At 69.7% G+C, this 25,865-nt stretch carries 21 protein-coding genes; 16 read left to right on the forward strand and 5 right to left on the reverse strand.

What is annotated here, in order from left to right; genetic code table 11:
* Positions 1-22 precede the first annotated feature (22 nt).
* Complete coding sequence (alaS, locus tag NFT33_RS02490) at positions 23-2,665, forward strand: alanine--tRNA ligase (RefSeq protein WP_251672921.1); 2,643 nt, start codon at positions 23-25, stop codon at positions 2,663-2,665.
* A gap of 74 nt (positions 2,666-2,739) precedes the next feature.
* Here alaS and NFT33_RS02495 read toward each other — a convergent pair whose 3' ends face one another.
* The 4 genes from NFT33_RS02495 to NFT33_RS02510 all read right to left on the reverse strand — a co-directional run bounded on the left by NFT33_RS02495 (position 2,740) and on the right by NFT33_RS02510 (position 6,099).
* Positions 2,740-3,546, reverse strand: coding sequence for a peptidylprolyl isomerase (locus NFT33_RS02495; protein WP_251672923.1), 807 nt, complete (start codon positions 3,544-3,546; stop codon positions 2,740-2,742).
* Between the two features lie 40 nt (positions 3,547-3,586).
* Positions 3,587-3,853 (reverse strand): BolA family protein, encoded by a 267-nt coding sequence (locus NFT33_RS02500; RefSeq protein ID WP_037478136.1) that lies wholly within the window; start codon positions 3,851-3,853, stop codon positions 3,587-3,589.
* Complete coding sequence (locus tag NFT33_RS02505) at positions 3,850-4,482, reverse strand: septation protein A (protein WP_251672925.1); 633 nt, start codon at positions 4,480-4,482, stop codon at positions 3,850-3,852. The genes NFT33_RS02500 and NFT33_RS02505 overlap by 4 nt, the downstream gene beginning before the upstream one ends.
* A gap of 102 nt (positions 4,483-4,584) precedes the next feature.
* A complete protein-coding gene (locus tag NFT33_RS02510) occupies positions 4,585-6,099 on the reverse strand; it encodes a protein adenylyltransferase SelO (RefSeq protein WP_220784459.1) in 1,515 nt (504 codons plus the stop codon).
* 209 nt (positions 6,100-6,308) lie between these two features.
* Here NFT33_RS02510 and NFT33_RS02515 point away from each other — a divergent pair, with 209 nt between their 5' ends.
* The 11 genes from NFT33_RS02515 to NFT33_RS02565 all read left to right on the forward strand — a co-directional run bounded on the left by NFT33_RS02515 (position 6,309) and on the right by NFT33_RS02565 (position 20,083).
* Entirely contained in the window at positions 6,309-7,973 is a 1,665-nt protein-coding gene (locus NFT33_RS02515) for a 3-(methylthio)propionyl-CoA ligase (RefSeq protein WP_309296100.1), read from the forward strand.
* Between the two features lie 253 nt (positions 7,974-8,226).
* Positions 8,227-9,402, forward strand: coding sequence for a branched-chain amino acid ABC transporter substrate-binding protein (locus NFT33_RS02520; RefSeq protein ID WP_251673048.1), 1,176 nt, complete (start codon positions 8,227-8,229; stop codon positions 9,400-9,402).
* Positions 9,403-9,562: 160 nt separating this feature from the next.
* Positions 9,563-10,540 (forward strand): branched-chain amino acid ABC transporter permease, encoded by a 978-nt coding sequence (locus tag NFT33_RS02525; RefSeq protein WP_251673050.1) that lies wholly within the window; start codon positions 9,563-9,565, stop codon positions 10,538-10,540.
* A gap of 49 nt (positions 10,541-10,589) precedes the next feature.
* Positions 10,590-11,918: a branched-chain amino acid ABC transporter permease gene (locus tag NFT33_RS02530; protein ID WP_251673052.1), complete on the forward strand. Its 1,329-nt coding sequence runs from the start codon at positions 10,590-10,592 to the stop codon at positions 11,916-11,918.
* Positions 11,918-12,691: an ABC transporter ATP-binding protein gene (locus tag NFT33_RS02535; protein ID WP_246606930.1), complete on the forward strand. Its 774-nt coding sequence runs from the start codon at positions 11,918-11,920 to the stop codon at positions 12,689-12,691. Before NFT33_RS02530 ends, NFT33_RS02535 begins: the two co-directional genes overlap by 1 nt.
* A gap of 11 nt (positions 12,692-12,702) precedes the next feature.
* On the forward strand, positions 12,703-13,404 hold the full coding sequence (locus NFT33_RS02540; RefSeq protein ID WP_076459038.1) for an ABC transporter ATP-binding protein: 702 nt from the start codon (positions 12,703-12,705) through the stop codon (positions 13,402-13,404).
* A 205-nt stretch (positions 13,405-13,609) separates the two neighbouring features.
* The gene (locus NFT33_RS02545) at positions 13,610-15,709 is read left to right on the forward strand and encodes a 3-hydroxyacyl-CoA dehydrogenase NAD-binding domain-containing protein (RefSeq protein ID WP_251672927.1); all 2,100 of its coding nucleotides are present in this window, start codon (positions 13,610-13,612) and stop codon (positions 15,707-15,709) included.
* 25 nt (positions 15,710-15,734) lie between these two features.
* Positions 15,735-16,910, forward strand: coding sequence for an acetyl-CoA C-acyltransferase (locus NFT33_RS02550; RefSeq protein ID WP_251672929.1), 1,176 nt, complete (start codon positions 15,735-15,737; stop codon positions 16,908-16,910).
* Positions 16,911-16,920: 10 nt separating this feature from the next.
* A complete protein-coding gene (locus tag NFT33_RS02555; protein WP_251672931.1) occupies positions 16,921-18,732 on the forward strand; it encodes an acyl-CoA dehydrogenase in 1,812 nt (603 codons plus the stop codon).
* The gene (locus NFT33_RS02560; protein ID WP_220784465.1) at positions 18,732-19,523 is read left to right on the forward strand and encodes an SDR family oxidoreductase; all 792 of its coding nucleotides are present in this window, start codon (positions 18,732-18,734) and stop codon (positions 19,521-19,523) included. Before NFT33_RS02555 ends, NFT33_RS02560 begins: the two co-directional genes overlap by 1 nt.
* An 80-nt stretch (positions 19,524-19,603) precedes the next feature.
* The gene (locus tag NFT33_RS02565) at positions 19,604-20,083 is read left to right on the forward strand and encodes a PaaI family thioesterase (protein WP_251672934.1); all 480 of its coding nucleotides are present in this window, start codon (positions 19,604-19,606) and stop codon (positions 20,081-20,083) included.
* Here NFT33_RS02565 and NFT33_RS02570 read toward each other — a convergent pair.
* The gene (locus NFT33_RS02570; RefSeq protein WP_220784467.1) at positions 20,007-20,615 is read right to left on the reverse strand and encodes a Uma2 family endonuclease; all 609 of its coding nucleotides are present in this window, start codon (positions 20,613-20,615) and stop codon (positions 20,007-20,009) included. The two genes, NFT33_RS02565 and NFT33_RS02570, sit on opposite strands and share 77 nt — an antisense overlap.
* 62 nt (positions 20,616-20,677) lie before the next feature.
* Here NFT33_RS02570 and NFT33_RS02575 point away from each other — a divergent pair, with 62 nt between their 5' ends.
* The 4 genes from NFT33_RS02575 to NFT33_RS02590 all read left to right on the forward strand — a co-directional run bounded on the left by NFT33_RS02575 (position 20,678) and on the right by NFT33_RS02590 (position 25,803).
* Positions 20,678-21,706 carry an NADP-dependent oxidoreductase gene (locus tag NFT33_RS02575; protein WP_149503612.1) on the forward strand — a complete coding sequence of 343 codons (1,029 nt, stop codon included), beginning with the start codon at positions 20,678-20,680 and terminating at the stop codon, positions 21,704-21,706.
* A 15-nt stretch (positions 21,707-21,721) separates the two neighbouring features.
* On the forward strand, positions 21,722-22,651 hold the full coding sequence (locus NFT33_RS02580; RefSeq protein ID WP_251672936.1) for an SDR family oxidoreductase: 930 nt from the start codon (positions 21,722-21,724) through the stop codon (positions 22,649-22,651).
* Between the two features lie 143 nt (positions 22,652-22,794).
* A complete protein-coding gene (locus tag NFT33_RS02585; RefSeq protein WP_251672938.1) occupies positions 22,795-23,334 on the forward strand; it encodes a DUF3617 domain-containing protein in 540 nt (179 codons plus the stop codon).
* Positions 23,335-23,439: 105 nt separating this feature from the next.
* Positions 23,440-25,803, forward strand: coding sequence for a Tex family protein (locus NFT33_RS02590; RefSeq protein WP_309296101.1), 2,364 nt, complete (start codon positions 23,440-23,442; stop codon positions 25,801-25,803).
* Positions 25,804-25,865: the final 62 nt, after the last annotated feature.

The raw sequence follows: 25,865 nt of genomic DNA on the forward strand, positions 1-25,865 counted from the left end.
GCCAGCCGTCGAAAGCCCAAGGATGAAAGCCTCCGAAATCCGTTCCACCTTCCTGAAGTTCTTCGAGTCGAAGGGCCACCAGATCGTCGCCTCCAGCCCGGTCGTGCCGGGCGATGACCCGACGCTGCTGTTCACCAACGCCGGGATGAACCAGTTCAAGGATGTGTTCCTGGGCTTCGACAAGCGCGCCTACAGCCGCGCCACCACCTCGCAGAAGTGCATCCGCGCCGGCGGCAAGCACAACGATCTCGACAACGTGGGCTACACCGCGCGGCACCACACCTTCTTCGAGATGCTGGGCAACTTCTCGTTCGGCGACTACTTCAAGCACGACGCGATCTCGTTCGCGTGGGAGCTGCTGACCGAACACTTCAAGCTGCCGAAGGACAAGCTCTGGGTCACCGTCTACTCCGAGGACGACGAGGCCTACGAGATCTGGAACAAGGTGGTGGGCGTGCCGCAAGAGCGCATCGTGCGCATCGGCGACAACAAGGGCGGCCGCTACATGTCCGACAACTTCTGGATGATGGGCGACACCGGCCCCTGCGGCCCGTGCACCGAGATCTTCTACGACCACGGTCCGGACGTGGCCGGCGGCCCTCCGGGCAGCCCCGATGAAGACGGCGACCGCTACATCGAGATCTGGAACAACGTCTTCATGCAGTTCAACCGCACCGAAGACGGCGTGATGCACCCGCTGCCCAAGCCCTCGGTCGACACCGGCATGGGCCTGGAGCGCATCACCACCGTGCTGCAAGGCAAGCACAGCAACTACGAGATCGACCTGTTCCAGAACCTGCTGGCCGCAGCGAAGAACGCGGTCGACTTCGCCGCCGGCGTGACCGACGGCAGCGCCGGCTGCGACGCGGCGAGCCCGAGCCTGAAGGTGATCGCCGACCACATCCGCGCCTGCGCCTTCACCATCGCCGACGGCGTGATCCCGAGCAACGAAGGCCGCGGCTATGTGCTGCGCCGCATCGCCCGCCGCGCGATCCGCCACGGCTACAAGCTCGGCGCGCGCGCGCCGTTCTTCCACACGCTGGTGCACCCGCTGGCGGTCGAGATGGGCGAGGCCTACCCCGAGCTGCGCCAGAGCGCCGACCGCATCTTCGCGGTGCTGAAGACCGAGGAAGAGCGCTTCTTCCAGACCATCGCCAACGGCATGGAGATCCTGGAAGGCGCGCTGGCCGGCGACACGAAGCAGGTCGACGGCGAGACGGCGTTCAAGCTGCACGACACCTACGGCTTCCCGGTCGACCTGACCGCGGACGTCTGCCGCGAGCGCGGCGTGACGGTCGACAGCGCCGGCTTCGAGGCGGCGATGAACCGCCAGCGCGAGCAGGCGCGTGCCGCCGGCAAGTTCAAGATGGCCGCGGGTCTGGCCTATGACGGCGTGGCCACCGCCTTCCACGGCTACGAGCACCTGGTCTGCGAGACCTCGAAGGTGGTCGCGGTCTATGTCGACGGCACGCAGGTCGAGTCGGCCGGCGCCGGCGACGATGCGGTGATCGTGCTCGACCACACCCCGTTCTACGCCGAGTCCGGCGGCCAGGTCGGCGACTCGGGCGAGCTGCGCAACGGCACGACCCGCGTGGTCATCGACGACACCATGAAGATCCAGGCTGACGTGTTCGGCCACCAGGGCCGCGTCGTCGAAGGCGCGGTGAAGGTCGGCGACGTGTTCACGGCCAAGGTCGACGGCGAGCGCCGCGCGCGCATCGTGCGCAACCACAGCGCCACCCATCTGATGCACAAGGCGCTGCGCGAGGTGCTCGGCACGCATGTGCAGCAGAAGGGCTCGCTGGTCACGCCGGAGCGCACCCGCTTCGACTTCGCGCACAACGCGCCGGTCACCGATGCGCAGATCCGCCAGATCGAGGCGATCGTCAACGCCGAGATCCTCGGCAACGTCGGCACCGTCGCGCAGCTGATGTCGATCGACGACGCGCAGAAGACCGGCGCGATGATGCTGTTCGGCGAGAAGTACGGCGAGACGGTGCGCGTGCTGAGCATCGGCAGTACCCAGGAACTGTGCGGCGGCACGCATGTCAAGGCGACCGGCGACATCGGCCTGTTCAAGATCGTCGCGGAATCCGGCGTGGCCGCCGGCGTGCGCCGCATCGAGGCGGTGACGGGCGAGGGTGCGCTGGCCTATCTGCAGTCGCTGGAAGCCACCGTCAATGGCGTGGCCGGCGCGCTGAAGGCCGCGCCGAGCGAGGTCGAGGCCCGGGTCGGCGGCCTGCAGGAGCAGCTGCGCGCGCTGGAGAAGGAAATCGCCGCGCTCAAGGGCAAGCTGGCCTCCAGCCAGGGCGACGCGCTGCTGGCGCAGGCGGTGGACGTGGGCGGCCTCAAGGTGCTGGCCGCGCGCCTGGAAGGCGCCGACGCCGCGACGCTGCGCACGACGATGGACCAGCTGAAGAACAAGCTCAAGACCGCCGCGATCGTGCTGGCTGCGGTCGATGGCGCCAAGGTGCAGATCGCGGCCGGCGTGACCGCCGACAGCATCGCCCGCGTCAAGGCCGGCGAGCTGGTCAACTTCGTCGCCGGCCAGGTCGGCGGCAAGGGCGGCGGCAAGCCGGACATGGCGATGGCCGGCGGCACCGACGCGTCGAAGCTGGCCGAGGCGCTGGCGAGCGTTCAGGGCTGGGTCGCGGCCAAGGTCTGATGCGCCCCTGAAGCACAAGGCCCCGGTCGCTCGCGCGGCCGGGGCCTTTTCTTGCCGAGGATCTCAGGGGTGGATCACTGCGCGCCGAACTTGTAGTCGGTGCGGGCCTTGTTCTTCAGGTCATCGCGGTACTTGGCCAGCTTCTGCTGCTGGGCGCGCTGGGCCAGCTGCGGCTTGACTTCCTCGAAGGACGGGAAGGAGGCCGAGCGGGTGTCTTCCAGCAGGATGACGTGGTAGCCGAACTGGCTCTTCACCGGCGCGTCGGTGAACTGGCCCTTCGTCAGCTTGGTCATCGCCTGCGAGAACTCGGGCACATAGTTGCCCGGCGAGGCCCAGTCGAGGTCACCGCCGTTCGGCGCCGAGCCCGGGTCCTTCGAGTTGGCCTTGGCCAGCTCGGCGAAGCTTGCGCCGCCCTTGAGCTGGGCGATCAGCGCCTTGGCCTCGTCTTCCTTCTCGACCAGGATGTGGCGGGCGCGGTACTCGCTGCCGCTGTTGGCGGACTTGATCTGCTCGTACTCGGCCTTCAGGTCATCGTCGCTGACCGGGCTGGTCTTCTGGTAGTTGTTGAACAGCTCGCGGATCAGCAGGCTCTGGCGCGCGACTTCCATCTGCGCGCGGAATTCCGGATCACGCTGCAGGCCGCGGCGCTCGGCTTCCTGCACGAAGATCTCGCGCAGGACGATCTCGTCACGAACCTGCTGCTCCAGCTCCGGCGTGCGTTCCTGGCCACCCTGCTTGGTGATCTGGGTCATGAACGATTCGAAGCGCGCCTTCGGCACGGCCTTGCCGTTGACGATGGCGATGTTCTGGGCCGAGGCCAGGGCCGGCAGCAGCGCCGCAGCGATGGCGACGGCGGAGACAGCGATCGAGAGCTTCTTCATGGAGTGGGTGAGCCTTTGCTTTGTTCAGCGGTCGGGGCGCTCAGGCTGCATCGGCTTCGATGGCCAGGGCATGGATGCCCAGGGGGATCAGCCCGGCGAGGGCATCATACACGAGGCGATGTCGGGCAATCCGGCTCGATCCGGCAAAGCGCGCGCTGCGGATCAGCACCCGGTAATGTCCTCCGGAGGCGGCGCCGGCGTGGCCGGCATGCAGGTGACTTTCGTCGATGACCTGCAGGGATTCGGGCGCCAGCGCATCGCGCAGCGCCTGCTCGATGGCGGAAACGGAGACTCTCGGTGCGTTCATGATTTGTCGCCTTCGGCCGGCTTCATGTGGCGGCTCATGTAGATGCCCTGCGCGACCATGAAGACCAGCATCAGGCCCATGCCGCCGAAGGACTTGAAGGTGACCCAGGTGCTGGTGTCGTAGCTGTAGGCGATCCAGAGGTTGAGCACGCCCATCAGGCTGAAGAAGCCGATCCAGGCCAGGTTCAGGTTGCGCCAGACGAAGCCGGGCAGCTCCACCTGCTCGCCCATCATCATCTTCAGCAGGTTGCGGCCCGACAGGATCGGGCTGAGCCAGAAAGCCGCGGCCATCACCCAGTACAGCACGCTGGGCTTCCACTTGATGAAGGTCTCGCTGTGGAAGTAGATGGTGGCGCCGCCCATCACCGTGACCAGCCCGAGGCTGACCCACAGCATGGTGTCGACCTTCTGGCCGCGCAGCTTCAGGTAGACCACCTGCAGCACGGTGGCCAGGATGACCACCACGGTGGCCAGCAGCACCGGCGCCTCCTTGGCGCCGACCGCGCCGCCCGAGACCATGAAGCCGAACCAGTCGGTGGCCAGCGCGGCGGCCTCGTCCGGGCGCTTCTCGGCCTGGTTGAAGGTCAGGAAGAACAGGACGATCGGCAGGAAGTCGAGAAGGATCTTCATCAGGCGGTTTTCTCAGGACGGGACGGCTGGAGCCGGGGCAGGGCGGAGTCTAGCGAAGCTTGCGCGCGGCGCCGCCGCCTGTTCCCGGGATGGGGGCCGCGATCAGGACGAGCACGACACCGCCAGCGTCTGCGCCCAGTCGGGCGGCAGCGCGGCGCAGTCGGCCTGGTCGGGCTGTTCGTCGAAGGGGCGCGACAGCACCGCGAGCAGCCGCTGCACCTCGGAGAAGTCGCCGCGCTCGGCGCGCTGGATCGCGATCTCGGCCAGGTGGTTGCGCAGCACGAAGCGCGGGTTGACTGCGTTCATGCGCTCGCGCCGCTCGGCGTCGACGCTGCCCTCGGCGCGCAGCCGCGCGGCATAGCGCACTGCCCACGCATCGAAGGCGGCGATGTCGACGAAGAGATCGCGCGCGGGCTCGGGCGTGTCGGGCGCGCCGCCGTCGGCGCGCTGATCGGCCAGCCGGCGCCAGACCAGGGTGTGGTCGGCGCGGTAGCGCGCCATCTCGCGCATCAGGTCGTCGAGCAGCTCGCGGTCGCCGTCCTGGCGGGTCCTCAGGCCGAGCTTGGCGAACATGCGCCGGCCCATCGCCGCCTGCAGCGTGTCCGGATAGGCGCCGAGCGCCTCGCCGAGCCGCTCGGCCGCCTCCTCGGGCACGCTGCCGGCCAGCGGCACCAGCGCCTGCGCCAGCGCGTGCAGGTTCCACCAGGCGATCTGCGGCTGCTGCGCGAAGGCGTAGCGGCCCTGGTGGTCGGAGTGGTTGCAGATGTGCTGCGGGTCGAAGCCGTCGAGGAATCCGAAGGGGCCGTAGTCGATCGTCAGGCCCAGGACCGAGAGGTTGTCGGTGTTCATCACGCCGTGGCAGAAGCCCACCGACTGCCAGGCGGCGATCATCTCGGCGGTGCGCCGGGCGATCTCCGCCAGCATCGCCACCGCGGGGAATTCCGCCTCGCGGCAGGCGGGGTGGTGATGCTCGATGACGAAGTCGAGCAGCTGCTGCAGCGCGCGATAGTCGCCGGCGCGGGCGTGATGGCAGAAGTGCTCGAAATGGCCGAAGCGCAGGAAGCTCGGCGCGGTGCGCACGACGATCGCGCCGGTCTCGACCCGCTCGCGCTGCACCGGCAGCGGCGAGCCGATCAGCGCCAGCGCGCGGGTGGTCGGGATGCCCAGGCCGTGCATCGCCTCCGAGCACAGGAACTCGCGGATCGACGAGCGCAGCACCGCGCGGCCATCGCCCCGGCGTGAATAGGGCGTGCGGCCGCTGCCCTTGAGCTGGATCTCGCGCGGGCCGGCGGGCGTGTCGACCTCGCCGAGCAGCAGCGCGCGGCCGTCGCCGAGCTGGCCAGCCCACTGGCCGAACTGGTGGCCGCTGTAGACGGTGGCCACCGGCGCCATGCCCGGCCACGGCGTTCCGGCCGAGAAGGCCTCGAGCGCACCCGGCGCCTGCCACCAGTCGGCCGGCCAGCCCAGCTCGGCTGCCGCGGCCTCGCTGGTGGCGATCCAGTGCGGCGCCGGCAGCGCCTCGCCGGCCTGTGGCGTGGCGAACGGGGCCTGCAGTCGGGCATGGCGGTTGATCCAGCGCAGCGTGAGCGGATCGAAGGCGGGGGCATCGGCAGTCATGCGCGGCAGTGTAGGCGAGGGGCCTGCGGGGCCGCCGGCCGGGGGAATTCGGCGCGAGGATCGCACTGAGATCGTGCGGAAATCGTTCGGAGATCGACGCCAGGCCGTCACCAAGACGACATTTCACCCGGGAAAACCGCGTCCCGCCCGCCGGGGGAGATTCCTAGACTGGGGCGACCGATCCACCTGATGGCGCCCCCATGACCGACATGAACACGACCCCCGTTGCACTGAGCCTGAGCGCGCACATGATGACCATGCCGCTGACCATCTCCTCGCTGCTGGTCCATGCGGCCCGCCACAGCGGCGACACCGAGATCGTCTCGAAGCGCGTCGAGGGCGACCTCCACCGCTACACCTACCGGGACGCGGAGCTGCGCAGCCGCAAGCTGGCCCAGGCGATCGAGCGGCTGGGCTGCGCGCCGGGCGAGCGGATCGGCACGCTGGCCTGGAACGGCTACCGCCATTTCGAGCTGTACTACGGCAGCTCCGGCTCGCGCCGGGTGCTGCACACCATCAACCCGCGGCTGTTCCCGGAGCAGATCGCCTGGATCATCAACGACGCGCAGGACCGGGTGCTGTGCTTCGACCTGAACTTCCTGCCGCTGGTCGAGAAGCTCGCGCCGCATCTGCCCGGCGTGCGCCATTTCGTGCTGATGACCGACCGCGCCCACATGCCGGCCAGCACGACGATTCCCGCACTGCTGTGCTACGAGGAGCTGGTCGAGGCCGAGAACGGCGACTGGGCCTGGCCGGAGTTCGACGAGAACGAGGCGGCCTGCATCTGCTACACCTCCGGCACCACCGGTCACCCGAAGGGCGCCGTCTACAGCCACCGCTCCACGGTGCTGCACGCCTTGGCCTCGGCGCTGCCTGACGCGATGGCCAGCTCCTCGGCAGACACCATCCTGCCGGTGGTGCCGATGTTCCATGTCAACGCCTGGGGCCTGCCGTACAGCGCGCCGCTGGTCGGCGCCAGGCTGGTCTTTCCGGGGCCGCACCTGGACGGCAAGTCGCTGCATGCGCTGTTCGAGTCCGAGCGCGTCACCTTCAGCGCCGGCGTGCCGACCATCTGGCTGGGCGTCATCAACCACATGAAGCAGAACGGCCTGCGTCTCTCGACCCTGAAGCGCACCGTCATTGGCGGCTCCGCCTGCCCGCCGGCGATGATGCGCACCCTCGAGGACGACTTCGGCGTCGAGGTCATTCACGCCTGGGGCATGACCGAGCTGTCGCCGCTGGGCACGCTGTCCAGGCTCAAGGCCAAGCACCGCGACCTGCCTCCTGAGCAGCAGCACCGGCTGCTGGAGAAGCAGGGCCGGGTGGTCTACGGCATCGACATGGAGATCATCGGCGCCAGCGGCGAGCCCCAGCCCTGGGACGGCCGCAGCACCGGCGACCTGGTGGTGCGCGGCCACTGGGTGGTCAGCGGCTACCTGAACCGCGACGACTCGCCGCTGCAGCAGATCGACGGCAAGGCCTGGTTCCCGACCGGCGACGTCGCCTCGATCGACGCCGACGGCTTCATGCTGATCACCGACCGCAGCAAGGACGTGATCAAGTCCGGCGGCGAGTGGATCAGCTCGATCGAGCTGGAGAACATCGCGATGGCGCATCCCGACGTGCTGGAGGCCGCCGCGATCGCCTGCCATCACCCGAAGTGGGACGAGCGCCCGCTGCTGGTGGTGGTGCGCAAGCCCGGCCGCGAGCTGAGCCGCGAGCAGATGCTGGACTTCTACGAAGGCCGCATCGCGAAGTGGCAGATCCCCGACGACGTGGTCTTCGTCGACGAGATCCCGCACACCGCCACCGGCAAGATGCTCAAGGCCCGGCTGCGCGAGATGTTCCGCGAGCACCGGCTGCCCGGGGTCTGAGACGGGGCTGTCGCGGTCTTGTCCCGGCGGCGACAGCCGCTAATGGACATCCCTGACGCGGCGATGACGACGCGGGGCCACCATCCTTTCCACATCCAGCCCGGCCGGTCCGGCGACATGAAAAGGAGACGACGAGATGGTTCGCAGCCCCGCTTCCGCTTCTTCCCATTGTTCCCATGGCTCCCCTTCCTGGTCCTTGACGGTGCGCTCGCTCGCGCTGACCGCGCTGCTGGCCGCGGCCAGCTCGGGCGCGATGGCCCAGAAGGGCGAGACGGTGAAGATCGCCTGGATCGATCCGCTGTCGGGCCTGATGGCGCCGGTCGGCCAGAACCAGGTCAACAGCTTCCGTTTCTTCGCCGAGAAGTTCAGCGGCGCGGGCAATCCGGCCGGCGTGAAGTTCGAGATCGTGCCCTTCGACAACAAGCTCAGCCCGGCCGAGTCGCTGACCGCGCTGAAGGCCGCCATCGACCAGGGTATCCGCTATGTCACCCAGGGCAACGGCTCGGGCGCGGCGGCTGCGCTGATCGACGCGATCAACAAGCACAACGAGCGCAACCCCGGCAAGGAAGTCGTCTACCTCAACCACTCGGCGGTGGACCCCGACCTGACCAACAGCAAGTGCAGCTACTGGCACTTCCGCATGGACGCCGACACCTCGATGAAGATGGAGGCGCTGACCAGCTTCATGAAGGACCAGAAGGACATCCAGAAGGTCTTCCTGCTGAACCAGAACTACGCGCACGGCCACCAGGTCGCCAAGTACGCCAAGGAAATCCTGGGCCGCAAGCGCCCGGATGTGCAGTTCGTCGGCGAGGATCTGCACCCGCTGGCACAGGTGCGCGACTTCGCGCCCTATGTGGCCAAGATCCGCGCCAGCGGCGCCGACACCGTCATCACCGGCAACTGGGGCTCGGACCTGTCGCTGCTGCTGAAGGCCGCCAACGAGGCCGGCCTGACGGCGAAGTTCTACACCTACTACACCGGCGTGACCGGCACGCCCACCGCGCTGGGCGGGCAGGGCGACGGCCGCGTCTTCCAGGTCTCCTACAACCACTACCACCTGCCCGGCCAGATGGCGGCCTGGCGCGACGAGTTCCAGAAGAAGTTCAATGCCGACTTCTACACCGGCAGCGTCATCCACATCTACACGCTGCTGGGCGAGGCGATGGCCAAGGCGAAGTCGACCGACCCGGTGAAGGTGGCCGCCGCGCTGGAGGGGCTGAAGACCAGGAGCTTCAACGGCGAGGTCGAGATGCGTCGCACCGACCACCAGCTGCAGCAGACGCTCTACATCACCCGCTGGCAGAAGGCCGACGCGAAGTTCCCGTACTCGCCGGAGAACACCGGCTACACGCTGGCCCCGGTGGCGACCTACGAGCCCTATGTCGCCAGCACGCCGACCTCGTGCCAGATGAAGCGGCCGGGGTGAAGACCGGCGGGGCCCTGAGCCGTCACCCTCGCGAAGGCGAGGGCCCACGCCGCGCCTGCGCGATGATTCCAGGCACGCAACCCCCTCGCACCGTGGATCCACCGTGGACCAGATCCTCATCAATCTCCTGAACGGACTGAGCTCCGGCCTGCTGCTGTTCATGCTCAGCTCGGGCCTGACGCTGATCTTCAGCATGATGGGCGTGCTGAACTTCGCCCACGCCAGCTTCTACATGCTGGGCGCCTACATCGCCTTCATGATCTCCGGCGCGGTCGGCTTCTGGCCGGCGCTGGTGCTCGCGCCGCTGGCGGTGGGCGTGCTGGGCGCGCTGTTCGAGCGCGGCGTGCTGCGCCGGGTGCATCACCACGGCCATGTGCCGGAGCTGCTGATCACCTTCGGACTGTCCTACGTGATCCTGGAGCTGGTGCAGCTGGTGTGGGGCCGCAGCTCGGTGCCGTTCACGCCGCCGCCTGAGCTGCAGGGGCCGGCCTTCACGCTGGTGCAGTCCTCGCGCGACGGGCTGTCGCTGGTCTGGGGCGCGGCACCCGAGGCGATGTGCCGCGCCGCCGAGGGCGTGCAGATCGCCTGCTCGCGCTTTCCGATGACCCGCGCCTTCATGATGCTGGTGGCGCTGCTGATGCTGCTGGCCCTGTGGCTGCTGCTGACGCGCACCCGCATCGGCCTGGTGATCCAGGCCGCGCTGACCCATCCTGAAATGGCCGAGGCGCTCGGCCATGATGTGCCGCGCGTCTTCATGCTGGTCTTCGGCAGCGGCTGCGCGCTGGCCGGCCTGGCCGGGGTGATCGGCGGGGTGACCTTCGTGACCGAGCCGTCGATGGCGGCGGTGGTCGGCTCGATCATCTTCGTGGTGGTGGTGGTCGGCGGCATCGGCTCGCTGGCGGGCGCCTTTGCCGGATCGATCCTGGTCGGGCTGCTGCAGACCCTGCCGCTGACCGTCGACGCCTCGCTGGCGACGCTGCTGAACCGGCTGCTGGACGCCGGCATCGGGCCGGACTCGCCGGGCTGGCCGCTGCTGCGCATCACGCTGGCGCAGGCCGCGCCGATCCTGCCCTATCTGCTGCTGGTGCTGATGCTGATCCTGCGTCCGCGTGGCCTGCTGGGCACCCGGGAGGGCTGAAGACATGGCCGCGACCTCCCTGACCTCCGCCCGCTCCGAGGCCATGCCGATGACAACGACGACGACGCAGAAGAAGACGCCCGCCACGCGCCGGCGCAGCTACCGCTTCCAGCCCTGGAACGTCGGGCGCTGGCTGGTCTGGGGGGGATTCGCGCTGCTGCTGGTGCTGGCGCCGCTGCTATGGCGCAGCAGCTTCGCGCTGACGATGCTGTCGCAGATGGGCATCGCGATCATCGTCTGCCTGTCCTACAACCTGCTGCTCGGCCAGGGCGGCATGCTCAGCTTCGGCCATGCGGTCTACAGCGGCCTGGGCGCCTATCTGGCGATCCACACCCTCAACCAGGTCGGCGCCGGCACCCTGGCGCTGCCGGTCAGCCTGGTGCCGCTGGTGGGCGGCCTGGGTGGCGGGCTGTTCGCGCTGCTGCTCGGGCATGTGAGCACCCGCAAGTCGGGCACCACCTTCGCGATGATCACGCTGGGCGTGGGCGAGCTGGTCTGGTCGATGTCGCTGATGCTGCCGGAGTTCTTCGGCGGCGAGGGCGGCATCTCGTCGAACCGCGTCGTCGGTCCGCCGGTGCTGGGCATCACCTTCGGGCCGCAGATCCAGGTCTACTACCTGATCGCGCTCTACTGCTTCGTCTGCACCGCGCTGATGTTCGCCTTCACCCGCACACCGCTGGGGCGCATGCTCAACGCGGTGCGCGACAACGCCGAGCGGGTCGAGTTCATCGGCTACAGCGCCAGCCGCATCCGCTGGATCGCCTTCACCATCGCCGGCTTCTTCGCCGGCATCGGCGGCGGTCTGGCGGCGCTGAACTTCGAGATCGTCACCGCCGAGGTGGTCAGCGCGCACCGCTCGGGCGCCTATCTGCTGTTCGTCTTCCTGGGCGGCGCGATCTTCTTCTTCGGGCCGATCCTGGGCGCCATCCTGATGGTGATCGCGCTGGTGCTGCTGTCGGAGCTGACGATGGCCTGGCTGCTCTACCTGGGCCTGGTCTTCCTGTTCATGGTGGTGTACGCGCCCGGCGGGCTGGCCAGCCTGATCATGATGAACCTGCGGGTGGCGGCCTTCGGGCGGCTGCGCACGCTGTGGTGCGCCTGGCTCGGTCTGGCCGGCACCGCGCTGGCGGCGCTGGCCGGTCTGGGCGCGATGGTGGAAATGGTCTACCACCGCCAGCTCGATGCCGCGCTGGGCGACCGGATGCGCTTCCTGGGCGCCACGCTCGATGTGCGCAGCCCCGACGCCTGGATCGGTGCGCTGCTGCTGCTGCTGACCGGCGCCGGCCTGTTCGAGCTGGCGCGGCGCCAGTTCAGCCGCGAATGGGACGAGACGCAGGAAGCGATCGAGAAGGAAATCAAGCGCCGGGAGAGCCTGTGATGAAGCCCGTGACCATGAACCTGGCCGTCGAGCTTGACGCGGTGCGCAAGTCCTTCGGCCGCACCGAGATCATCCGGGGCGCCAGCCTGCAGGTGCGTGCCGGCGAGCGGGTGGCCATCATCGGCCCCAACGGCGCCGGCAAGTCGACGCTGTTCAACCTGATCAGCGGCCGGCTGGCGCCCTCGGCCGGGCAGATCCGCCTGTTCGGCGAGCGCATCGACGGCCGCACGCCGCACGAGATCAACCGGCGCGGCCTGGCGCGCAGCTTCCAGGTCAGCAATCTGTTCCCGAAGCTGAGCGTGTTCGAGAACCTGCGCTGCGCGATGCTCTGGAGCGAGGGCCACCGCTACGCCTTCTGGAAATTCCTCGCCGATCTGGACGAGACCAACGCCCGCGCCGAGGCGCTGCTCGAACGGCTGCATCTGGACCGCCGCCGCGACGTGCTGGCGATGAACCTGACCTACGCCGAGCAGCGCGCGCTCGAGATCGGCCTGACGATCGCCGGCGGCGCGCGCGTGATCCTGCTCGACGAGCCGACCGCCGGCATGAGCCGCAGCGAGACCACCCGCTTCATCGGCCTGATCCGCGAGGTCACCGAAGGCCGCACGCTGCTGACCGTCGAGCACGACATGGGCGTGGTCTTCGGCCTGGCCGACCGCATCGCGGTGCTGGTCTACGGCGAGGTCATCGCCTTCGACACGCCCGAGCGCGTGCGCGCCGACCCGCGGGTGCAGGAAGCCTACCTCGGCTCCGTGCTCGCCCAGGGCCACTGAGCGTCTTCACCATGCTGGAAATCGACAACCTCCACGCCTACTACGGCAAGAGCCACGTCCTGCACGGCGTGACGATGCGCATCGCGCCCGGCGAGATCGTCGCGCTGCTCGGGCGCAACGGCTCGGGGCGCTCCACCACCGTCAAGGCCGTCATGGGCCTGGTCGAGGGCAGCGGCTCGGTGCGCTGGGGCGGCCGCGAGCTGCTCGGGCTGAAGGCGCACCAGATCGCGCACCACGGCCTGGGCTACGTGCCCGAGAGCCGCGACATCTTCCCCCGGCTCACCGTGCATCAGAACCTGCTGCTCGGCCAGAAGAAGGCCGGCGGCACGCCCGGCGCGCGCTGGCAGCTCGACGACATGTACGCGATGTTCCCGCGGCTGAAGGAGCGCCAGCACACCGAGGCCGGCGTGCTCTCCGGCGGCGAGCAGCAGATGCTGACGCTGTGCCGCACGCTGATGGGCGACCCCGACCTGATCATGATCGACGAGCCCACCGAGGGCCTGGCGCCCAAGATCGTCGAACTGGTGGCCGACTACCTGCGCGAACTGCAGCGCCGCGGCATCGCGGTGCTGCTGGTCGAGCAGAAGCTCACCATCGCGCTGGAAGTCTCGCAGCGCTGCCTGCTGATGGGCCACGGCTGCATCGTCTTCGAGGGCACGCCGGCGGAGCTGCGCGCCAATGCGGGGGTGAGGCGGGAGTGGCTGGAGGTGTGATCCGGCTGGTTCCCACAAGAAGCCCCGAGAAGCCCCGCACTGCGGGGCTTCTGGCTTCTGTTTGGGCGTGGCTGCAAGACATGAAGTCCCGTGCCCGGGCATTCCCTCGGATTGTCCCGAATCGGACACGAAGTGCGGGATCGGGCCTCCTAGACTGGTTCTCAGCCCCTGCTCTCAGCCCCTGGACTGGATGGAGATTGCTTCCATGACCGCCTCCCTCGCACGCCACGGCCGCGTTGCCGTCATCACGCTCGACAACCCGCCGGTCAACGGCCTGGGCCTGGAGACCCGCCGCGCGCTGGCCGCGCAGGTGCACGCCGCCGAGGCCGATCCGCAGATCGCCGCGATGGTCATCGCCGGCGCCGGCCGGGTGTTCTCGGGCGGAGCCGACATCAAGGAGTTCGGCTCGCCCAGGGCGGTGGCCGAGCCCAATCTGCTCAGCCTGATCCTGCTGGTCGAGCGTGCGACCAAGCCGGTGGTGGCCGCGATCCACGGCACCTGCATGGGCGGCGGCCTGGAGCTGTCGCTGGGCTGCCACTACCGCGTGGCCGCGCCGGGCGCCAGCATCGCGCTGCCGGAGGTCAAGATCGGCCTGGTGCCGGGCGCCGGCGGCACGCAGCGGCTGCCGCGCGCCCTCGGCGTCGAGACGGCGCTGAACATGATCGTCTCGGGCGAGCCGGTCAGGAGCGAGCAGCTCGCGCAGGTGCCGGGCCAGCGCCTGATCGACCGCCTGATCGAGGGCGAGCTGATCGCCGGCGCGGTGGCCTTCGCCGAGGAGATCGCCGACGTGCGTCCGCTGCCGCGGGTGCGCGACCTGAAGGCCGCCCACCCGGAGGCCGACGCCTACTTCCAGTTCGCGCGCAACACCGCGCGGGCGATGGCGCGGCACTTTCCGGCGCCGGTCAAGTGCGTCGACTGCGTCGAGAAGTCGGTCAAGGCCTCCTTCGACGAGGGCATGCGCTTCGAGCGCGAGACCTTCCTGGGCCTGATGTGGACGCCCGAGTGCAAGGCGCTGCGCCATGCCTTCTTCGCCGAGCGTGCCGCCAGCAAGATCGCCGACGTGCCCGAGGACACGCCGCTGCGCCCGGTCGACCGGGTCGCGGTCATCGGCGCCGGCACGATGGGCGGCGGCATCGCGATGAACTTCCTGAACGCCGGCATCCCGGTGGTGATGCTGGAGATGAAGCAGGAGGCGCTCGAGCGCGGCGTGGCCACCATCCGCAGGAACTACGAGGCCCAGGTCAGGAAGGGCAAGCTGAAACAGGACAGGTACGAGCAGCGCATGGCGCTGCTGTCGACCACGCTGAGCTATGCCGACATCGGCGACGCCGACATGGCGATCGAGGCGGTCTTCGAGGACATGGCGGTCAAGCAGGCGGTCTTCGAGCAGCTCGACGCGGTGATGAAGCCCGGCGCGATCCTGGCGACCAACACCTCGACGCTGGACGTGAACCGCATCGCCTCCTTCACCCGGCGCTCGCAGGACGTGATCGGCACGCATTTCTTCAGCCCCGCCAACGTGATGAAGCTGCTGGAAGTCGTGCGCGGCGCCGAGACGGCCAGGGATGTGCTGGCCACCGTGATGGCGCTGGGCAAGAAGATAAGGAAGACCTGCGTCGTCTCCGGCGTGTGCGACGGCTTCATCGGCAACCGCATGATCGAGCAGTACAGCCGCCAGGCCGGCTTCCTGCTGGAAGAGGGCTGCACGCCGACCCAGGTCGACCGCGCGATCGAGAAGTTCGGCTTCGCGATGGGCCCGTTCCGCATGGGCGACCTGGCCGGCAACGACATCGGCTGGTACATCCGCAAGCGCCGCTACCTCGAGAAGCCGGACCTGCGCTACAGCCGCACCGCCGACCTGCTGTGCGAGATGGGCCGCTTCGGCCAGAAGACCGGCGCGGGCTGGCATGACTACCCGCCCGGCCGGCGCGACGCGATCCCGAGCCCGGTGGTCGAGCAGATGATCGCCGACCACCGCGCCGCGCTCGGCATCACGCCGCGCCGGATCAGCGACGAGGAGATCGTGCACCGGCTGGTGTATTCGCTGGTCAACGAGGCGGCGCGGCTGCTCGAGGAAGGCATCGCGGCCAAGGCCAGCGACATCGACATGGTCTACCTGACCGGCTACGGCTTCCCGCTGCACCGCGGCGGCCCGATGTGCTACGCCGACACGCAGGGCCTCTTCAACGTCGTCGAGGACATGAAACGCTTCGCCCGCAACCCGCACGACGACGCGGCGTTCTGGCAGCCGGCGCCGCTGCTGGCGCGCCTGGTCGCCGAGGGCAAGACCTTCAACCCGGCCTGAACCAGAATACGACGGAGTTCGCCCCATGACCACCGCTGTCATCGTTTCCACCGCGCGCACCCCGCTGGCCAAGAGCTGGAAGGGATCGTTCAACATGACCCACGGCGCCACGCTCGGCGGCCATGTCGTGGCCGAGGCCGTGCGCCGCGCCGGCATCGAGCCCGGCGCGGTCGAGGATGTGCTGATGGGCTGCGCCAACCCCGAGGGCGCCACCGGCTGGAACATCGCCCGCCAGATCGTGCTGCGCGCCGGCCTGCCGGTGAGCGTCTCGGGCCTGACGGTCAACCGCTTCTGCTCCAGCGGCCTGCAGACGATCGCGCTGGCCGCGCAGCGCATCATCGCCGGCGAGGGCGAGGTGCAGGTCGCCGGCGGCGTCGAGAGCATTTCCTGCGTGCAGCAGGAGATGAACCAGCACATGTTCGTCGACTCCTGGCTGAAGCAGCACAAGCCGGAGATCTACTGGCCGATGCTGCAGACCGCCGAGAACGTCGCGAAGCGCTACGGCATCCCGAAGGAGCGCATGGACCAGTTCGGCGCCGAGAGCCAGCAGAAGGCCTGCGCGGCGCAGGCGGCCGGGCGCTTCGCCGAGGAGATCGCGCCGATCACCGTGACCGCCGGCGTGGCCGACAAGGTGCTGGGCCTGCGCACGCAGCAGCTCACCGTCAGCGTCGACGAGGGCCTGCGCGAGGGCACGACGGTCGAGGCGGTCGCCTCGATCCGCACCGCGCAGCCCGGCGGCGTGGTCTCGGCCGGCAACGCCAGCCAGTTCAGCGACGGCGCCGGCGCCTGCGTGGTGGTGGACGAGCGCTACGCCGAGCGCCACGGCCTCAAGCCGCTGGGGCGCTTCCTCGGCTTCGCGGTCGCCGGCTGCGAGCCCGACGAGATGGGCATCGGGCCGGTGTTCGCGGTGCCGAAGGTGCTCGCGCGCCTGGGGCTCACGGTCGACGACATCGACCTGTGGGAGCTGAACGAGGCCTTCGCGGTGCAGGTGCTGTACTGCGCCGACCGGCTCGGCATCCCGATGGAGCGGCTCAATGTCAACGGCGGCGCCATCGCGCTCGGCCACCCCTACGGCATGAGCGGCCAGCGCCTGGTCGGCCACGCGCTGATCGAAGGCCGGCGCCGCGCCGCCAAGTATGTCTGCGTGACGATGTGCATCGGCGGCGGCATGGGCGCGGCGGGCGTGTTCGAAGTGCTCTGAGGTTCGCCCCATGCGCGCCACCCTCGACTTCCTGCTCCACGACTGGCTGCGCGTCGAATCGCTGACCGCGCGCGCCCGCTTCGCCGACCACAGCCGCGAGACCTTCGCCGCGGTGCTCGACACCTGCGAGCGCATCGCCCGCGAGAAGTTCGCGCCGGCCAACCGCACCGCCGACCTGGAGGAGCCGCGCTTCGACGGCGAGAAGGTCATCCTGCCCGCCTCGACGCACGCGGCCAGCCGCGCCTATGTCGAGTCCGGCATGCTGGCCGCGGCGCAGGACGCCGCGCTGGGCGGCCTGCAGCTGCCCTGCGTCGTCGAGATGGCCGCCAACAGCTTCTTCGCCAAGGCGGGCGTCGGCCTGGGCGGGCACATGCTGACCTCCGGCAATGCGAACCTGCTGATGGCGCACGGCACGCCGACGCAGCAGCGCGTCTTCGCGCACCAGGAATTCGCCGGCCGATTCTTCGGCACGATGTGCCTGAGCGAGCCGCAGGCCGGCTCCAGCCTCTCCGACATCGCCACCCGCGCCGAGCCGGACGGCGAGGGCGCCGACGGCGACCCGCTCGGCCCCCGCTACCGCCTGCGCGGCCACAAGATGTGGATCAGCAACGGCGATCACGAGCTGGCCGAGAACATCGTCCATCTGGTGCTGGCGAAGATTCCCGGCCCGGACGGCCGGCTGGTGCCGGGCGTGCGCGGCATCTCGCTGTTCATCGTGCCGAAGTGGCTGGTGGACGAGGAGGGCGCGCTGACCGGCGAGCGCAACGACGTGGCGCTGGCCGGCCTGAACCACAAGCTCGGCTACCGCGGCATTCCGAACACGCTGCTGAACTTCGGCGAGGGCCGATATCCGGTGCGCGGCGCCTCAGGCGCGATCGGCTACCGCGTCGGCGCGCCCGGCGAGGGCCTGAAGGGCATGTTCCACATGATGAACGAGGCGCGCATCGCGGTCGGCCTCGGCGCGGTGATGCTGGGCGCGGCCGGCTACGAGGCCAGCCTCGACTACGCGCGCGGCCGTCCGCAGGGCCGCCCGATCGGTCCGGCCGGCAAGGACGCCCGCCAGCCGCAGGTGCCGATCATCCGCCACGCCGACGTGCGCCGCATGCTGCTGGCGCAGAAGAGCTATGTCGAGGGCGGCCTGGCCCTGGCGCTGTACTGCGCCCGCCTGGTCGACGAGCAGCACACCGGCGACGCGCAGGCCGCGAAGGACGCCGCGCTGCTGCTGGAGATGCTCACCCCGATCGCCAAGAGCTGGCCGAGCGAGTGGTGCCTGGAGGCCAACAGCCTGGCGATCCAGGTTCACGGCGGCTACGGCTACACCCGCGACTATCCTGTCGAGCAGCACTGGCGCGACAACCGCCTGAACATGATCCACGAGGGCACGCACGGCATCCAGGCGCTGGACCTGCTCGGCCGCAAGGTGACGATGGACGGCGGCGCCGGGCTGATGGCGCTGGCGCGTGCGGTCAACGCGACGATCGAGCGCGCGCTGCCCGACGCGCTGCTGCAGCCCTTCGCGTCGCGGCTGGCGCAGGCGCTGCAGCAGCTCGGCGCGGCCACCAAGGCGGCCTGGGCCACCGGCGTGCCGGAGGAGGCACTGGCCAACGCGGTGCCCTACCTGCAGGCCTTCGGCCATGTGGTGATCGCGTGGATGTGGCTGGAGGTGGCGCTGGCCAGCGACCGCGACAGCGCCGCGGGGCAGGGGCGCCACGCCGCCTGCCGCTTCTTCTTCCGCCACGAGCTGCCGCGCATCGACGCCTGGCTCGCGGTGGTCCGTGACCGTGACAACACCTGCCTGACGATGCAGGAGGAGTGGTTCTGATGGGAACACCGATCAATCAGCTCTTCGACCTGACGGGCCGCATCGCGCTGGTCACCGGCGGCTCGCGCGGCCTGGGCCTGCAGATCGCCGAGGCGCTCGGCGACGCCGGCGCCAGGGTCATGCTGACCGCGCGCAAGGCCGACGAGCTGGAGGCCGCCGCCGGTGCGCTGCGCGAGCGCGGCATCGACGCGCGCTGGGTCGCTGCCGACGCCAGCACGCCCGAGGGCGTCGCGCGGATCGTCGACGAGACCTGCGAGCGCCTGGGCGACATCGACATCCTGGTCAACAACGCCGGCGCCACCTGGGGCGCGCCGGCCGAGGACCATCCGCTCGAGGCCTGGGACAAGGTGATGGACCTGAACGTGCGCGCGGTCTTCCTGATCAGCCAGGCGGTCGGCAAGCGCTGCATGATCCCGCGCGGCGCGGGCCGCATCGTCAATGTCGCGTCGATTGCCGGCCTGTCGGGCAACGGCCCGGCGATGACCACGCTGGCCTACAACACCAGCAAGGGCGCGGTGATCAACTTCACCCGCGCGCTGGCCGGCGAGTGGGGCCGCCACGGCATCACGGTCAACGCGCTGGCGCCGGGCTTCTTCCCGAGCCGGATGACGCGCGGCACGCTGGCGCGCCTGGGCGAGGACGCGCTGGCCGAGAAGGCGCCGCTGCGCCGCCTCGGCGATGATGACGACCTCAAGGGCGCCGCCGTCCTGTTCGCCAGCGCGGCCGGCAAGCACATCACCGGCCAGATCCTGGCGGTCGACGGCGGCGTCAGCGCCGTCCACGGCGGCTGATTCCCGTCCGCTGCGTGACGGGCACCGCCCGTGCCCCATCCGTCATTCCCGCGAAAGCGGGAATCCACCCGCCCGCCCCGATGCAATTCCCCGTCCCCATCCCCTTCGTCGACCACCTCGGCTTCGAGCTGGTCCGCTTCGCCGACGGCCAGGCCGAGATCCACCTCGAGCTGCGCCCGGAGCTGCTGAACTCCTTCATGGTCGCGCACGGCGGCGTCTCGATGACGCTGCTCGACGTGGTCATGGCGCACGCCGCGCGCAGCAGCGTGCCCGACAGCGGCGCGGTGACGATCGAGATGAAGACCAGCTTCTTCCGCCCCGGCGAAGGTCGGCTGCGCGCGGTCGGCCGGCTGCTGCACCGCTCCGCGACGATGGCCTTCACCGAAGGCCACGTCTACGGCGGCCACGGCGAGCTGTGCGCGCACGCCACCGGCACCTTCAAGTACGTCAAGCGCCTGCCTGCCGGCCACGGCGGGCGGGCGATCAAGGCGCTGAACCGGCCGGGCGAGGACGAGGCGCAGGCTCAGGATCCACATCCGCGAACAGATCGGCCGCGCTGAGCCGCAGGTCCACGCTCGCGAACGTCACCCCTTCGCCCGCCTCGAACGGATGCAGCAGCCACAGACCTTCGCCCTCGCCGTGCCGGCGGTAGACGTCGCAGCGCCGGCTGCCGATGTCCACCAGCGCGATCTCCTGCAGCGACGCGATCTGGCGGTAGTGGGCGAACTTGTCGCCGCGGTCGAAGGCGGCGGTGCCCGGCGACAGCACCTCGATGACCAGCACCGGCTCGCGCATGACGAGCCGGCTGGCGCGATCGGCCTCGGCGCAGGTGACGAACACGTCCGGATAGAAATAGCTGTCGCGCGCCGCGACATGCAGCTTCATGTCGCTGATGAAGGTCATGCAGGGCGTGCCGCGCAGGTGCTGGCGCAAGGCCATGTAGAGGTTGCCTGCTGTCGTGACATGCCCTGCCTCGGCGCCGGCCATCGCGTAGACCTCGCCGTCGACGAGTTCGTGACGGTCGGTCTGCCCGGCCTCCCAGACCAGGTATTCGTCGCCGGTCATGACCGGCTGGCGCGCTGCGTATCCCATCAGGCTCTCCTTCGACCCGGCCATTATCGGCCGGCCCTCCCGCTGCAGAAAGGCAGTCTCCCATGCCCTTGATGAACCGCCAGATCGTGCTCGCCTCGCGCCCGCAGGGCGAGGCCGGCGTCGACAACTTCCGCCTGGTCGAGACGGCGCTGCCCGGCCCCGACGAGCTGGCCGACGGCCAGGTGCTGGTGCGCCACCATTTCCTGAGCCTCGACCCCTACATGCGCGGTCGCATGAACGACAGCCGCAGCTACGCGCAGCCGCAGCCGCTGGACGAGGTGATGATCGGCGGCACCGCCGGCGAGGTGATCGCGTCGCGCAATCCGCATTTCGCCGTCGGCGACGCGGTCGTGGGCATGGGCGGCTGGCAGGAACACGCGCTGGTCGACGCCACGCAGCGCGGCGTGCTGCAGAAGGTCGACACCCGCCAGGTGCCGCTGTCGGCCTACCTGGGCGCGGTCGGCATGCCGGGGGTCACGGCCTGGTACGGGCTGGTCAAGATCATCGACCCGCAGCCCGGGCAGACGATCACCGTGTCGGCGGCCAGCGGCGCGGTCGGCTCGGCGGTGGGCCAGCTGGCCAAGGCGCGCGGCTGCCGGGTGGTCGGCCTGGCCGGCGGAGCGGAAAAATGCGCCCATGTGGTCGACGAACTCGGCTTCGACGCCTGCATCGACTACCGCCGGCATCCGGACCTGAAGTCGATGTCGGCGGCGCTGAAGGCGGCCTGCCCGGCGGGCATCGACGGCCATTTCGAGAATGTCGGCGGTCTGATCCTGGACGCGGTGATGCTGCGTGCCAATGCCTTCAGCCGGGTGGCGATGTGCGGAATGATCGCCGGCTACGACGGCCAGCCGCTGCCGATGGCCAATCCGGCGCTGATCCTGGTGAACCGCATGAAGATCGAGGGCTTCATCGTCAGCGAGCACATGGCGGTCTGGCCGGAGGCGCTCAGGGAACTGGGCGCGGGCGTCGCCACCGGCAGGCTGAAATACCGCGAGAGCATCGCCCAGGGGCTGGAGCACGCGCCCGAGGCCTTCATCGGCCTGCTCAAGGGCCGCAACTTCGGCAAGCAGCTGGTGAAGCTGGTCTGAGTCGGGAGGCCTGTCATGAAGACCTTGCAGGGCAGGACCGCGGTGCTGACCGGCGCCGCCTCCGGTTTCGGGCTGGAGCTGGCGCGGCGGTGCGCCGGCCTGGGCATGAAGATCGTCATGGCCGACGTGCAGCAGGACGCGCTCGACCGCGCCGCGGCCGAGGTCGCCGCACTCGGGCAGGCGAGCGGCGCGGAAGTGCTGGCGTTTCGGCTCGACGTGTCCAAGGCCGATCAGGTCGAGGCGCTGGGCGCTGCCACACTGGAACGCTTCGGTGCGCCGCATCTGGTGTTCAACAACGCCGGCATCGGCATCGGCGGCCTGATCTGGGAGCACAGCCGCGCCGACTGGGACTGGACGATCGGCGTCAACCTGATGGGCGTGGCGCACGGCGTGCGGGTGTTCGTGCCGATGATGCTGGCCGCCGCCGCGGCCGACCCGGACTGGGAAGGCCATGTGGTCAACACCGCCTCGATGGCCGGGCTGGTCAACATGCCCAACATGGGCGCCTACAACGTCAGCAAGCACGCGGTGGTGAGCCTGTCGGAGACGCTCTTCCAGGACCTGCGGCTGGTGACGACGCAGGTGGCGGCGAGCGTGCTGTGCCCGTACTTCGTGCCGACCGGCATCCACCAGAGCGAGCGGGTGCGCCCCGACGCGCTGCCCGCCGCCGCGCCCACCCGCAGCCAGCTCGTCGGCCAGGCGATGGCGGCCAAGGCCGTCACCGCCGGCAAGGTCAGCGCGGCCGACGTGGCGGGCAAGGTCATCGACGCGGTGCTGGCCGGGCAGTTCTACATCTACAGCCACCCGCAGGCGGTCGGCATCGTCGCTACCCGCGCCGAGGACATCGTCCAGGGCCGCAACCCGAGCGACCCCTTCGCCGAACGCCCGGAGGTCGGCGAGCGATTGCGGCAGGCGTTGAAAGATGGCGAGCCCTCACCCGGTTGAGCGCTGTCACCCGGCTGAGAGTCGTCACCCTCGCGAAGGCGAGGGCCCACGCTGAACGGCTGAACGGATGACTTCCGGCGCTGCCGGGGCTCGGCTCACGGTGCTAGGCTGGTGCCCTGTTCCCTTGCCGACCGGAGTCGACCATGTCCGTGCTCACGATTCAGCGTTTCGGCCTGTTGCCTTTGAGGGAGGGCCTGGCCGGGCTTCTCGCCCTGGCTGCGGTTCTGCCTGCGGGCGCCCAGGACCTGCCCGTGCGCAAGCCGGGTTTCTGGGAAATCCAGATCAAGTCTGACCAGGAGCCGGTGATGACCAGCCGCCAGTGCATCGACGCGCAGACCGACGCGCGGCTGCAGAAGGCCGGGCAGGGCGTGATGGACGGCAACTGCTCGAAGAACGTGACGCAGCGCCAGGGCAGCGGCTGGGCGGGCGAGTCGGTCTGCACCCTGGGCAAGACCACGATCACCAGCCGCAGCACCGTCACCGGCGACTTTGGCAGCGAGATCCGAATGACCGTGGATGCCCGCTACGATCCGCCGCTGATGGGCCAGGCCCAGTCCAGCACCACGATCACACAGCGTTTCAAGGGCGCCTGTCCGGCCGGATGGAAGCCCGGCGACATGGAGCTGCCGGGCACGAACCAGCGCATGAACATCAACCAGATGCCGGGCGCGAAGAAACCGTGAAGGGCTGGCCGGGCTTGCAGGGCGCGAGTGCCGCGACGTTGGCGCCCGCTGTGGCAAACTCCGCCGCCTCCCGCAACTGCCACGCCCTTGCGGCGTCCCCCCGGTTTGGAACACGCCCAGAAGATCCTCCAGCAGATCGCCGCGGAACTGCAGGTTCGCCCGGCCCAGGTGCAGACGGCCATCGAGCTGCTCGACGGCGGCGCCACCGTCCCCTTCATCGCCCGCTACCGCAAGGAAGCCACCGGCGGCCTGGATGACATCCAGCTGCGCGAGCTGGAAAGCCGCCTCGCCTATCTGCGCGAGCTGGAGACGCGTCGCGACGCGATCCTCAAGAGCATCGACGAGCAGGGCAAGCTCACGCCCGAACTGCGCGCCGCCGTGCTGGCTGCGCCGACCAAGCAGGAGCTGGAAGACCTCTACCTGCCCTACAAGCCCAAGCGTCGCACCAAGGGCATGATCGCCCGCGAGGCCGGCCTGGAGCCGCTGGCGGACAGGCTGTTCGCCGACCCGACGCTGGACCCGAAGCTGGAGGCCGCCGCCTTCATCAACGCCGAGGCGGGCTTCGCCGACGCGCTGGCTGTCCTTGACGGCGTGCGCGACATCCTGAGCGAGCGCTGGGCCGAGGACGCCGCGCTGGTCGGCCTGCTGCGCGAGTGGCTGTGGGGCGAGGGCCTGCTGCGCTCGAAGCTGCTCGACGGCAAGGACGCCAACCACCCCGACACCGCCAAGTTCCGCGACTACTTCGACTACGACGAACCGATCGGCCGGGTGCCCTCGCACCGCGCGCTGGCGGTGTTCCGTGGCCGCACGCTGGATCTGCTCGACGTCAAGCTCGTCGTCGACGAGGAGGTCGTGCCGGGCCAGCCGACGATCGCCGAAGGGCGCATCGCGGTGCACCTGGGCTGGAGCCATGCGAAGCGCCCCGGCGACGACCTGATCCGCAAGACGATCGCCTGGACCTGGAAGGTCAAGCTCAGTCTGAGCCTGGAGCGCGACCTGTTCACCCGGCTGCGCGAGACGGCCGAGGCGACCGCGATCAAGGTCTTCGGCGAGAACCTGCGCGATCTGCTGCTGGCCGCGCCGGCCGGCAAGCGGGTGGTGATGGGGCTGGATCCGGGCATCCGCACCGGCGTGAAGGTCGCGGTGGTCAGCGACACCGGCCGCGTGCTCGACACCTCGACCGTCTACCCGCACGAGCCGCGCCGCGACTGGGAAGGCTCGCTGCACACGCTGGCGAAGCTCTGCGCCGCGCACGGCGTGAACCTGATCGCCATCGGCAACGGCACCGCCAGCCGCGAGACCGACCGGCTGGCCGGCGACCTGATCAAGCGCCTGCAGCAGCTCGCGCCTGAGCGCGCGATCGAGAAGGTGGTGGTGTCGGAGGCCGGCGCCTCGGTCTACTCGGCGTCGGAATTCGCGTCGAAGGAGCTGCCCGATCTGGATGTCAGCCTGCGCGGCGCGGTGTCGATCGCGCGGCGGCTGCAGGATCCGCTGGCCGAGCTGGTCAAGATCGACCCGAAGAGCATTGGTGTCGGACAGTACCAGCACGATGTCAACCAGGGCGAGCTGGCCCGCACGCTCGATGCGGTGGTCGAGGACTGCGTGAACTCGGTCGGCGTGGATCTCAACACCGCGTCGGCGCCGCTCTTGTCGCGGGTGTCTGGCCTGAGCGCGTCGGTGGCGGCCAGCGTGGTGCGCTGGCGCGATGCCAACGGCGCCTTCCGCAACCGCCGCCAGCTGCTCGATGTCACCGGCCTGGGGCCGAAGACCTTCGAGCAGGCCGCCGGCTTCCTGCGCATCCGCGACGGCGACAACCCGCTCGACATCACCGGCGTGCACCCCGAGACCTACCCGGTGGTCGAGAAGATGCTCAAGGCGGTCAACCGCCCGATCGGCGAGCTGATGGGCCGCAGCGACGTGCTGAAAAGCCTCAAGCCCGAGGCCTTCGCCGACGAGAAGTTCGGCGCGATCACGGTGCGCGACATCTTGGCCGAGCTGGACAAGCCCGGGCGCGATCCGCGGCCGGACTTCAAGGTCGCACGCTTCAACGACGGCGTCGAGGACATCAAGGACCTGAAGGAAGGCATGGTGCTCGAGGGCACGGTCAGCAACGTCGCGCAGTTCGGCGCCTTCGTCGACCTGGGCGTGCACCAGGACGGGCTGGTGCATGTCAGCCAGCTCTCCAACAAGTTCGTCAGCGACGCACGCGAGGTGGTGCGCACCGGCGACATCGTCAAGGTACGCGTGCTCGAGGTCGACGTGGCGCGCAAGCGCATCTCGCTGACGATGAAGCTCGACGCGCCGGCCCAGAAGGGCGGCGGCGCCGAGCGGGACGCGGACAACCGCTTCCGTCCGGCCGCGCGGGGCGAGCAGCCGCAGCGTGGCGGGCAGGGCGGCCGGGGGGCGCCCGCGCCGGCCTCGCAGAACGCGATGGCCGCCGCCTTCGCGAAGCTGAAGTCCGGGCGTTGATCTCACGGGGATGCGCAGCCTCCAGGCAGGGCTTAGGATGAAAGATCCTCAACCTGCCTGGA

This window comes from Sphaerotilus sp. FB-3, assembly GCF_023706025.1.
In the GTDB taxonomy this organism is placed as follows: domain Bacteria; phylum Pseudomonadota; class Gammaproteobacteria; order Burkholderiales; family Burkholderiaceae_C; genus Sphaerotilus; species Sphaerotilus sulfidivorans.